At 60.8% G+C, this 11,379-nt stretch carries 9 protein-coding genes; 5 read left to right on the forward strand and 4 right to left on the reverse strand.

What is annotated here, in order from left to right:
• Positions 1 to 37: 37 nt before the first annotated feature.
• Complete coding sequence (gene argJ, locus NW853_RS04230; protein ID WP_414347946.1) at positions 38 to 1,255, reverse strand: bifunctional glutamate N-acetyltransferase/amino-acid acetyltransferase ArgJ; 1,218 nt, start codon at positions 1,253 to 1,255, stop codon at positions 38 to 40.
• Positions 1,256 to 1,504: 249 nt separating this feature from the next.
• Between argJ and NW853_RS04235 the strand changes: the two genes are divergently transcribed.
• Together NW853_RS04235 and NW853_RS04240 are read left to right on the forward strand one after the other, a co-directional pair.
• Complete coding sequence (locus NW853_RS04235) at positions 1,505 to 2,311, forward strand: ABC transporter ATP-binding protein (protein WP_414333849.1); 807 nt, start codon at positions 1,505 to 1,507, stop codon at positions 2,309 to 2,311.
• A gap of 64 nt (positions 2,312 to 2,375) precedes the next feature.
• Positions 2,376 to 3,362: an ABC transporter permease gene (locus NW853_RS04240; RefSeq protein ID WP_414333848.1), complete on the forward strand. Its 987-nt coding sequence runs from the start codon at positions 2,376 to 2,378 to the stop codon at positions 3,360 to 3,362.
• Between the two features lie 96 nt (positions 3,363 to 3,458).
• Here the strand turns inward: NW853_RS04240 and NW853_RS04245 are convergent, their stop codons facing one another.
• Entirely contained in the window at positions 3,459 to 4,472 is a 1,014-nt protein-coding gene (locus NW853_RS04245) for a phosphate ABC transporter substrate-binding protein (RefSeq protein ID WP_414333846.1), read from the reverse strand.
• A gap of 92 nt (positions 4,473 to 4,564) precedes the next feature.
• Positions 4,565 to 6,616: a ribonuclease catalytic domain-containing protein gene (locus NW853_RS04250; protein WP_414347949.1), complete on the reverse strand. Its 2,052-nt coding sequence runs from the start codon at positions 6,614 to 6,616 to the stop codon at positions 4,565 to 4,567.
• 515 nt (positions 6,617 to 7,131) lie between these two features.
• Between NW853_RS04250 and NW853_RS04255 the strand changes: the two genes are divergently transcribed.
• Both NW853_RS04255 and NW853_RS04260 read left to right on the forward strand, forming a co-directional pair.
• Positions 7,132 to 7,764, forward strand: a complete 633-nt coding sequence (locus tag NW853_RS04255; RefSeq protein ID WP_414333842.1) for a response regulator transcription factor — start codon at positions 7,132 to 7,134, stop codon at positions 7,762 to 7,764.
• 189 nt (positions 7,765 to 7,953) lie between these two features.
• Entirely contained in the window at positions 7,954 to 9,162 is a 1,209-nt protein-coding gene (locus NW853_RS04260) for a Coenzyme F420 hydrogenase/dehydrogenase, beta subunit C-terminal domain (protein WP_414347951.1), read from the forward strand.
• A 75-nt stretch (positions 9,163 to 9,237) separates the two neighbouring features.
• On the opposite strand, the gene NW853_RS04265 is transcribed toward NW853_RS04260, so the two are convergent.
• Positions 9,238 to 10,434, reverse strand: a complete 1,197-nt coding sequence (locus tag NW853_RS04265) for an aspartate aminotransferase (RefSeq protein ID WP_414333839.1) — start codon at positions 10,432 to 10,434, stop codon at positions 9,238 to 9,240.
• Between the two features lie 163 nt (positions 10,435 to 10,597).
• Here NW853_RS04265 and der point away from each other — a divergent pair.
• A partial coding sequence (gene der / locus NW853_RS04270; RefSeq protein ID WP_414347954.1) for a ribosome biogenesis GTPase Der occupies positions 10,598 to 11,379 on the forward strand: 782 nt, incomplete at its 3' end.

The following is an 11,379-nucleotide window of genomic DNA, read 5'->3' on the forward strand; positions in this document are numbered from 1 at the left end:
TCGCGTTCGATTCGGTGGTCATAATGGGATCCCTCCTTTAGGTGGTGTATTCGGCGTTGATGCGCACGTAATCGTAGCTGAGATCGCAGCCCCAGGCCATGCCCTGGCCGGATCCCTGGTGGAGATCCACCGTGAAGGTTACCGGATCCCCCTTCAAGTACTCAGAAGCCGCCTGGCGATCAAAATTCAGGGGCATGCCCGCCTGCATAAGCAGAAAATCTCCCAAGCGAATCTCCAAGCAGCGGCTGTCAAAAGGGATCCCGGCCCGACCGGCGGCGGCGGCCACCCGTCCCCAGTTGGGGTCGTTGCCAAAGGCTGCCGCCTTTACCAAGGGAGAGCTGGCGATCACACGGGCCATCTGCCGAGCCGACCTGTCGTCGGGGGCGCCTTGGACGCGGATTTCCAGCAGCTTGGTCGCCCCCTCCCCGTCGCGGGCAATGGCCTTGGCCAGATGGACGCAAACTTGGTTGACCATCTCCGCCAAAGTTTGGGCGGCTGCTGTGCCGGCTTGAATAGCCGGGATCCCGCTCCGGCCATTGGCCAGGGCCAGGAGCATATCGTTGGTGCTGGTATCCCCATCCACGGTGATTTGGTTAAAGCTGAGGTCGGCAGCTTGCTGGAGGATCTGCTGCCACAGATGGGGATCTACAGCCGCGTCGCAGGTCAAGAAAGCCAGCATCGTGGCCAAGTTGGGATGGATCATGCCGGATCCCTTGGCAATGCCCCCCAGCCGGACGGTGTACCCGTCGATCTCGGCCTCTAGGGCAACGCTTTTGGTCACCAGGTCGGTGGTGAGGATGGCACGGGCAGCACTCTCCCCTCCTGCTGGCGAGAGGCTGTCGATCAGGCGGGGCAGGGCTGCCTCAATTTTGGCCATTTCCAATTGCCGCCCGATCACCCCCGTCGAGGCCGTGAGCACCTGTTGGGCCGGGATCCCCAACCGTTCTCCCACCCAGAGGGCCAGTTGGGCGTTGTTGCGTTCCCCTTCTTCTCCGGTACAGGCGTTGGCTTGGCCGGCATTGCAGAGAATAGCCTGCACCGGCTGCCCTTGGGCGAGGATCCCTTGGTTGTAGGTAACACAAGCGGCCTTGACCTGGTTGGTGGTAAAAACACCTGCCCCCACCGCCTCGCAGTCAGCAACGATCAAGGCCAGATCCGCAGCTCCTGAGGGCTTGAGGCCGGCGGCCACTCCAGCAGCTCGAAACCCTTGTGGGGCAGTGACGGCACCTTCAACCGGTTTAAATTGGGATCCCATGCGTTCCTCGGCCAGGTGAGGGTCGGCAATATCATAGCGGCTTGCGGCTCGGGTTTGGGTTCAGGGCAAGTTTTGCCTGAGAAACCTTCTGAAAACCCGTCCTGAGGGCAAAAGTTGTAGTTCTACTAACCAAGCAGAGGCGGCAGAGAGGGTTATTTTTAAAGTATGGGGTGTGCCTGTGTAACCTTCTCTCCTCTTTGCTGGATTTGCAAGGTACCCTCTTGTCCCCTCCCCTAGGAACTGCAAGCCATGCCTGCCCCTGTCATTACCCTTAGCCATGTCAGCAAGGCCTATGCCAATGGCACGGTGGCTTTGCAAGACATGAACATGACCATCCAAGAGGAGCAGTTTGTCAGCTTGGTGGGGCCATCTGGCTGTGGGAAAAGCACGGTGCTGCGGCTGATCGCAGGGCTGGGTGACCTAACCACCGGCTCTATCGAATGGGGGCAAAACACCTCCCAAGGAGAGCCCAAATTGGCCTTTGTGTTTCAGGAGCCGGCCCTCATGCCCTGGGCAACGGTGATGGACAACGTGCGCCTGCCCCTGAAGTTGGCCGGTGAGCCCAAGCCAAAAGCCGATCGAGATGTTCTGGAAGCTCTAGAACTGGTGGGCCTACGGGGGTTTGAGCGCCATTTTCCCCGCGAGCTGTCCGGCGGTATGCGCATGCGGGTTTCCATTGCTCGCGCCTTGGTAACCAAGCCGCAGGTGTTGCTGATGGACGAGCCTTTTGGTGCTTTGGACGAGATCACCCGCAGCAAGCTAAACAGCGAGCTGCTGGAGTTGTGGCAAGAAAAGCACTGGACGGTCATCTTTGTTACTCACAACATCTATGAGGCTGTCTATCTTTCCAACCGCGTGGTGGTGATGGCGGCTCGTCCGGGCCGGGTGGTAGCCGATATTCCCATCGATGCCCCCTATCCCCGCTCGGAAGAGTTTCGCACCTCAACCCTTTACAACGACTACTGCCGTGAAGTGTCGGCTCGTCTCCAGGAAGCCATGTATGGCGCGGCTCAGGAGCCTTATCTGCGTCCCCTCTCGGCCGGACGTTCGCGCTGACGGGATCCCTTCCTTGACGGTGTTCCCTGTTGTGTAGAGCCCCCTTCCTCATCAACCTCAGGATATGTTCGATGCTTTCCTCTCCCTTTTCAATTGGCTGTATCGCCGGCTGGGATCCCTTGGCGCGGCGGAGCGCTTGTCTCTGCCTTGGCCGGATTGGGCTCCGCCCAGGCTGACCGGAGCGGTTAGAGAACAACTCAGGTTCCAACCCACGGCTGCCGCTGCTGGGCCGAGTGCTGCGCCCGCAAAGGGGTTGGATCTGGGCCGCTGGTTCAATCTGGAGGTGATGGCCCCCGTTATTGTCGGGATCCTCTTTTTGGTGGGCTGGGAAGTGGCGGTGCGGGTGACAGGAATGCCCCACTATCTCTTGCCGGGGCCGATTTTGGTGGCGCAAACCCTTATCCGCGACTGGGGAACGCTTTTTCCTTCTCTGTTGATTACTCTGCAGATCACGGTGGTGGCCTTTTTGGCCGCCACCGTATCCGGGCTTGTGCTGGCGATTGTGTTCACCCAGAGCAAGTGGATCGAGCGCAGCTTTTTCCCCTATGCGGTGCTTTTGCAAACAACGCCCATTGTCTCCATCGCGCCGCTGATCATCATTTGGCTGCGCAACAACACCTTTGCCGCGATGGTGGTCTGCGCGTGGATTGTGGCTTTTTTCCCGATTCTTTCCAACACCACTCTGGGGTTGAACAGCGCCGATCACAACCTGCTCAACCTGTTTCAACTGTACAAGGCCAATCGTTGGCAAACCTTGATCTACCTGCGGCTGCCCAGCGCCATGCCCTATTTCATGGGGGGCCTGCGCATCAGCGGCGGCCTTTCTTTGATTGGGGCGGTGGTGGCGGAGTTCGTGGCTGGTACCGGTGGGCAGCGAGCTGGGATCGCCTACCAGATCTTGATCTCCAGCTTCAACCTGCAGGTGCCGCGCATGTTTGCAGCCTTGATCTTGGTTACCGGCTTGGGGATCCTGATCTTCATTTCCCTAAGCGCTTTATCGGAGAGGGTATTGGGCAAGTGGCACGAGAGCGCCATGCGCCGAGAGAATTGAACTGTGACATACTCCTGCTGGCGCCTAGAGTGCAGGCTTTGCCAATAGTGACTCCTGCCATCGCAACCGGCTCCGCGCCGCTGCCGCTGTGGGTTGCTATCGAAGGGGGATGAACTCGGTGCGGCCAATGATTTGTTGGCCTTGATCCGAGAGGGCATAGTTGATGAAATCGGCCACCGCAGGGCTGGTTCTCTGAGGTGCTACCAAAAACACGTTGCGGGCCAGAGGATAGCGGCCACTTTGGATAGCCTCGCGGGTGGGCATCTGGCCGTCGATGGGCACCATCCTCACCGTTTGCTGGTTCTGCACCTGATCCACGGTGCTGTAGGTGATGCCGTCTTCTCCCAAAGCCCGCAGGAGAGGGGTGGTGACATCTTCGGTGGCGGTGGTGAAGTAGGGCGGGTTGTCGGGAGCAAAGGGCAGCCCCAGCAACACCAGCTCTTGGAAGACAGTGTAGGTGCCGCTCTGGGGGGCGCGGTTGAGAACGCGAATTGGGCGATCCGGGCCGCCCACCTGACTCCAGTTGGTGATCCGACCCTGGAAGATATCGGCCAATTGCTGCAGCGTCAGGCCGCCTTTGTAGGGGTTGTTCACCCCCACCGCCACCGCCAGGGCATCTTTGGCCACCGGGATCGCCTGCAAACCGGCCTGCACTTCGCTGGCATTGAGGGGGCGGGAGCTGGCGGCCATCTGGATGCGCCCTTCCATCAGGGCCTTGAGGCCGGCATTGGAGCCGTTGGGTTTGCCATCCGGGATCCCGTAGGTGAGGGGAATGCCGGGGTTGCGCTGGCTGTAGCCTGACTTCAAGGCCAAGACAAGGCGAACCATTGTGACGCTGCCATCCATCTGCAGCACCGCCGGGTTGGGCAGGGAAGTGTCCAGCTTAACCGGGCCGGCAGGCAGATTGGGGGCTTGCGCCTGGGGAAGGTTGGGTGCCGTCGGTGCCTGTGGCTGGGCAGCCGGAATCTGGCTGGGGACAGAAGGCACGTTCCCTCGATTCAGGAAAGAGTCAAGCAGGCCGGAGCGATAGGCATACCAGCCGCCTCCCCCCAGTATCGCCAGCAAAAGAATGTAAACAATCGGAGGCGGGCCAGAGCTTTGTGCGGTCATGGGATCCCCCCAGAGAAATTCGCAGTCCAGACATTATGAGACCTTCCCCCTCCGTTGTATCAATTGCCTGGGGAGATTGGGTAAGCGTCAGGTTAAGGGGCATCCCGTCCCACCTCGCGCAGCTCGATCACATCCGCGCGAGGATCCGCCTGCACGACTTCCAGTTCAATCCAAGCTGCTAGAGGAACCTGGCGTTCTAGGCGTACCGGCACCCGAAAAGCGATCTCATCCAGCAGGGCCAGCACCAGGTTTTCTTGCTCGCGCAGATAGCCCAAGACCAAGGCCCGCCAAATCTGCCCCGGTCGCTGGCGCAGGTACTCAATGCTCCAGTAGCGCTTGGACTTGCGCTCCACTTGAACCGCTTCTGCAGTGCCCGGCTCAATGGCCAGCAACAACTGCTGCACCTCGGCTTCGGTCAAGGGCAAGGGATCCCCGCGCAAGAAAGCCTTGATCTGGTAGTGGGCCACCAGATCCAGGTAGCGGCGAATGGGGGAAGTTACTTGACAGTAGGCATCGAGACCCAGCCCCGTATGTCGCCCCGGTTGGGTGGCCACCTCTGCCCGCGATAGACAGCGCATGATGGCAAAAGATCTCACCGGCCCCTGGGGATACAGATCCAAAACCTCCGGCGGGGGGATCTCAGGGGCCGGCTGCAGGCGATAGGGCACCGGGATCCCGTTTTGGCAAGCAAAGCGAGCAGCCACCTCACCGGCCAGCACCATCATCTCCGCCACCATCTGCCGCGCCGGCGTATCCTCAATAACACGCAGGTGGGGGATCTCGTCCATGACCTTGATATCTTGCTCCGGCAGGCCGATCTGGATGGCCCCTTGAGCCAGGCGCCAGGCGTAGCGCCAGCGAGCGGCCCGGGCAATGGCCGTCAGTTGTGCCTCTGCCCCCAACTCCAGCATCTCGTCGGCATCGTCATAGGTGAGGCGGTAGTTTACCTTGATTTGGCTAAGGCAGATCTCGTAGTTGCGCACGACACCGTCGCATCCCAGCCGGATGCCGAAGCTGAGGGCAGGCCGCACCTCCCCCTGCACCAAGCTCATCAGGCCGGTGGACAGCTCCGGTGGAAACATCGGGATCACCCGCTCGGGCAAATAGACGCTGGTGCCCCGCCGGCGGGCTTCCAAGTCGAGGGGATCCCCCCACTGTACCCAGCAACTGGGATCGGCAATGTGGATCCAGAGCTTGATCTCCTCATCCGACCAAAACTCGACGCTGAGGGCATCGTCGATATCGCGGGTGCTGGCGTCGTCGATGGTGTAGGTGTGGAGATGGGTGAGATCGCGGCGCAGATGGGGATCCAGGAAGGGAGGAGGGCCGCCCAGCAAAGTTTGGGTGTAGCGCTCCACCTCCTTGGGAAATTGGGTGGGGATCCCGGTGAGGCGCAGAGCCAGGTTCTCGTGGCGGCTCCACAGGCCCAGGGCCACCAGGGCGTCAAAGGCTCCTTGGGGAGTGTCGGGAAATCCCATCAGTTGCAGCAGTTGCGAGGCCCGTTCCCGATCCGAGGGGGTGAGGTTGTGGGAGAGATCCTCGTGGCTGCGAATGCTGGCCGCCGCTCCCTGCAGAGCTAGGCGCTCCAGCAGCTCCAGACGGGCTCGCTCTGCTGGGGTCCAAGTGTACTTTTGCCCAGGCTGGGCCACCGCTGCCCTTAGGCGGGCCTCAAACTCGGCCTGTTCCTGCTGCCGCTGCTGGGTAACGGCAATTTGATGGCGGATTTCCTTCACCTGCGCCGGGGTACGCGGCTCGTAGCCTTCCCCCTTTGCCTTAAAGTAGATGAAATCCTCACTCAAAAGGCGGTAAGCAGCATAAGTAGAGACCGGGGAATCGTCGGAAAACAACAACTGGGCCATCTCCGACAGGCTCAGGAGCCGGCGCTCCTCCTGAACCAATTCCCAGGCCAAAGCTAAGCTTTCGGGATCCAACTTCGCCTGCACCGCCTGCCAAAAGCCGGGAATGTCGGAAGCCGTGAAACTGGATCCCCCATTCAAGGCAAAGGTAATTTGGCGAGGGTGAACGCTGTGCACCTGCCCCGAAGCCACGCCCAGCAGTAGGTTCTTTTTGCCCTCGGTGCCCTGAACCACGGCCAACACACGGTCGTTATTGTGGCGAAACTCCACCAGCGTGCCCTTTTCCACCCTCTCTCCCCATGTCGGCTGTCGTTGAAGCGCAGGCTCTCCTCCATTTTCCACCAGCTCTGCCCGCCTGCCCACGCGGAAACCCCGGCCAGAAGACACGCAGACACGAGAACTGGCAATCTTTGCACATCAATACTTAAAGAGAATATGGGTATACGGTACTATGTATACATGAGACACCTATGGGATACAGGCCTTCCGGTAGATTGTGGTTACGTATTCCACACTGCGATTCCAAGGGAGGGGCAAGTTCTGACAAGTTTCTGGGATCAAGTTACCAATTGAGATCCCCAAATTGCGTAGAGATACTGTTGCCAGCATTTCTCAAGCATGTATTTTCCACTTCCATATGGTATTCTGAGCTCTGAGGGTAGGATACAGTTACCCCAGGCTGCTACTTAGTTAAGCTAAGGGTGTGCCATAGGAAGGCACCCATCGTGGTTTGTTTTCCCTAGACAAAGGTTAGGGAAGGAGAGCTGTGCTTGTTCCCTCTTCTAGCGCTCAAAAGGTCAGCCGTGGACAACCCAAAGCGACTGTTGCTTGTCGATGACGATCCCAACCTGATCCTGCTGGTAAAGGACTACCTGGAGTTTCGCGGTTACGAGGTGGTGGCGGCGAGCAACGGTCAAGAAGGGTTAGAGGCGATGCGCCATTTCACGCCGGATTTGATCATCTGCGATGTGATGATGCCGGAGATGGATGGCTACACGTTTGTCCAGACCATTCGCTCCAACAGCGCGACGGACTGGATCCCGGTGATTTTTTTGTCGGCGCGCGGGCAAACGGCGGATCGGGTGCGCGGGCTCAATACGGGGGCAGATGTTTACCTGGTCAAGCCCTTTGAAGCGGAAGAGCTGGTGGCCCAGGTGGAGTCGGTTCTCAAGCACACGGAGCGCCTGTTGCAAATGCAAAGTGTCGGCATTCAGCCGGTCATCAAGCTGGAGCGGGAAATTGAGCTGACCCCGACGGAAACCAAGGTGCTCCAGCATGTGGCCAGGGGGATGTCCAACCGCGAGATTGCCGAGGTGATGGGGGTGAGCCAGCGCACCGTCGAAAGCCACGTCAGCAACATGCTGAGCAAAACTGGCTTGCACAACCGCACCGAGCTGGCCCGCTGGGCCATCGAAAGTGGTTTGGGCAGGGGCTGAGGGGCCACCGAGAGAACTTCTGCTGTCCAGTGGGGTGGGCGAGCTGTGGGCCTCACTGGGCGGCGGTGAAGGTGGCCAGGAGGATGGGGGATCCCTCAACTTTTCTGCCCTTGTCCGTCGTTTTGGCAGCAAACTGAAGAAAGTGAGGTAACCGGTCAGGGTGCCTCTGTCCACTACGGTCTAGAACCCATGGGATCCCGTTTACCGCGTCCGGCTCGGCCCATCCGCTCCGGCCACTACCCGGCCAAAGAGCTGTGCAGCCAGTGCGGCCTCTGCGATACCCGCTATGTCGCCTACGTCAAAGAAGCCTGTGCCTTCTTAAACCAGCAGTTTACCCACCTGGAAGAGCAAACCCACGGGCGATCCCGAGAGTCGCTGCGCTCAGAGTCGGCTGCCGTCAGCGACAGCGACTACTTCGGCGTCTACGAGGCAATGTACACGGCCCGCAGGCGGGATCCAATCCCCGGTGCCCAGTGGACGGGCATCGTCAGCAGCATCGGCATGAAGGCCCTCAGCAGCGGCCTAGTAGAAGGGGTGGTGTGCGTGCAGGCGGATCCCCAGGATCGCTTTCAGCCGCGGCCTGTCTTGGCGCGTACTCCGGAGGCGGTTTTGGCGGCGCGGGTTAACAAGCCAACCCTATCCCCCAATCTCTCCGTGCTGGAGCAGGTGGAGCAAAGTGGCCTCAAGCGCCTCTTGGTTATCGGGGTGGGCTGTCAGATCCAGGCTTTGCGGGCGGTGGAGAAAAAGTTGGGCCTAGAGAGGCTTTACGTGCTGGGCACGCCCTGTGTGGACAATGTCAGCCGCGCCGGCCTGCAGAAGTTTTTGGAAACCACCAGCCGCTCCCCGCAGACGGTGGTGCACTACGAATTCATGCAGGACTTCCACATCCACTTCAAACACGAAGACGGCTCGGTGGAAAAGGTGCCTTTTTTTGGCCTCAAGACCAAAGAACTCAAGGACGTATTTGCCCCCTCTTGCCTTACCTGTTTCGACTACGTCAACGGCCTGGCAGATCTGGTGGTGGGCTACATGGGATCCCCCTTTGGCTGGCAGTGGCTGCTGGTGCGCAACTGGCGCGGGCGGGAGCTCTTGGATCTGGTTTGGGAAGAGCTGGAAACCCAAGCGGTGATCTCGCAGGGATCCCGGCGGGCGGCAGTACAACAGGGGATCCAAGCCTACGAGCAGGCTCTGAGCCTGCCCATGTGGCTGGCTCGGATCCTGGGGGCGGCAATCCAGCGCTTTGGGCCGCGTGGCCTGGAATATGCCCGCTTTTCCATTGATTCCCACTTTGTCCGCAACTATCTCTACCTGCGCCGCCACTACCCCCACAAGTTGGAGCAGCATGTCCCTCCCTTTGCCCGGCGCATCGTAGAGCAGTACCAACTCCCCTCTCCCTAAGGGAGAGGGGTTGGGGGTGGTCGCGTTAGCGGCGCGGAGCGCTTGGGCAACTCCCTTGGGGAGAGGGGTCGGGGGTCAGCAATAGCGGATCCCGGCTTCCGCCCAGCGGTCGATGGCCTGGCCCAAGCGCTCGCAATCGGCAATCAGGCTAATTCGCACATAGCCTTCCCCCCCTTCCCCAAAGGCGTTGCCGGGGGTTACGACCACGCCCGTAGATTCCAGCACCCGCAGGGCAAACTCCGTCGATCCCTCAGGAGTGCCATCGGCAGTGCGGGGGGTCGGGATCCAGAGGTACATTGTTGCCCGCGGCGGCTCAATCTGCCAGCCCAGCTCCGCCAGGCGGCTAATGAGATAGTCGCGCCGGCGGCGGTAGCGCTCCTGCACCTGCTGTAGGTAGCTCTCTGGCAGGGCCAAAGCCGTCTCGGCCGCCTTTTGCAGTGCGCCAAAAATGCCGTAGTCGAGGTTGGTTTTCAGGGTGCGCAGGCTCTGGATGATCTGGCGGTTGCCCACCACAAAGCCCACCCGCCAGCCGGCCATGTTGTAGGTTTTGGAGAGGGTGTGGAACTCCACGGCCAAGTCCTTGGCGCCGGGGATCTGCAGCAGGCTGGTGGGCCGATAGCCGTCAAAGGCCAGCTCCGCGTAGCACAGGTCGTGCACCAGAATCAGCTCATAGCGGTGGGCAAAGGCCACCACTTCTTCAAAAAAAGAGCGGGGCGCCACCGCCGCCGTTGGGTTGTTGGGGTAGTTGAAGTAGAGCACCCGCGCCTGCTTGGCCACCTCCGGCGGGATCTCCTGCAGGTCAATTAGCCACTCCTTCTCGGGGCGTAGCAGCAGCGGGTAGATCTGCCCGCCGGCAATCATGGGCCCGCGAAAATGGGCCGGGTAGGCGGGGCTGGGCACCAGCACCAGATCCCCCGGATCCACGTAGGCCAAGGCCAGGTGGGTCAGGCCCTCTTTGGATCCCAAAAGAGGCAGCACCTCCCCATTGGGATCCAGCTCCACCCCGTAGCGGCACCGGTACCAATCGGTGATCGCCTGGCGGAAGCTGGCCGTGCCCTCGAAGGGAGGGTAGCCGTGGTGGACGGGATCGGCGATGGCCGCCTGGGCCGCCTCCACCACCGGCTGGGGGGTGGGGCCATCGGGGTTGCCCATGCCCAGATCGATCAAATCTAGCCCCTGCTGGCGGGCGCGGGCCTTCAGCTCATCCAAGCGGGCGAAGACGTAGGCAGGCAGCTTGTTCAAGCGTTGGGCGGGGACGAGAGCGCGGTTCATACAAATAGAAAGGCAAGCCGACACCTGGCTCACTTGGGGTTAACTGCACAGCTTACCGCCAGACCCGCACCTGAAGCAATGCGAAGCAGGGCCGAGCTTGGGTATCCGGGATCCCAAAGGCTAGGATAGAAATCTAAGTTCGGTTTTGTGGCAAGGCAGAGCAGTGGCTTTACCCCTTGTGGCCGTTGTGGGTCGCCCCAATGTGGGCAAATCCACCCTCGTCAACCGCCTGGCGGGGGTGCGTTCCGCCATTGTCCACGATGAGCCGGGCATCACGCGGGATCGCCTCTACCAAGAGGTGGAGTGGAACGGGCGCCGCCTGCAGGTGGTGGATACCGGCGGCCTGGTCTTTGGCGACGACAGCGAGTTCTTGCCCCACATCCGCCAGCAGGCCATGGCGGCGATGGCGGAGGCGCACGCTGTGATCTTTGTGGTAGATGGCCGTGAGGGACTGACCCCCGCCGATCGGGAAGTGGCCGATTGGCTGCGCAAACAACCCCTGCCGGTGGTGGTGGCCGTCAACAAGTGCGAGTCGGGGCAACTGGGCCTGGCCCAGGCGGCGGCTTTTTGGGAGTTGGGGCTGGGGGAGCCGATCCCCTGTTCCGCCATCCACGGCAACGGGGTGGCCGAGCTGTTGGAGGCGGTACTGCCCCATTTGCCTGAGGTAGACGAAGCTGCAGCAGCAGCGGATCCCATCGCCGTGGCCATTGTCGGCCGGCCCAACGTGGGCAAGTCCAGCCTGCTCAACTGCTTGGTGGGATCCCAGCGGGCCATCGTCAGCCCCATTGCTGGCACCACCCGCGATGCCATTGACACTCTGGTGGAGTGGGAGGGGCAGAGCTATCGTCTCATCGACACCGCCGGGATCCGCAAAAAAAACCGGGTGGAATATGGAGTGGAGTTTTTCAGCATCAACCGCGCCTTCAAAGCCATCCAGCGCTCGGA

It is taken from the genome of Synechococcus sp. H55.11 (genome assembly GCF_047462475.1).
Taxonomy (GTDB): domain Bacteria; phylum Cyanobacteriota; class Cyanobacteriia; order Thermostichales; family Thermostichaceae; genus Thermostichus.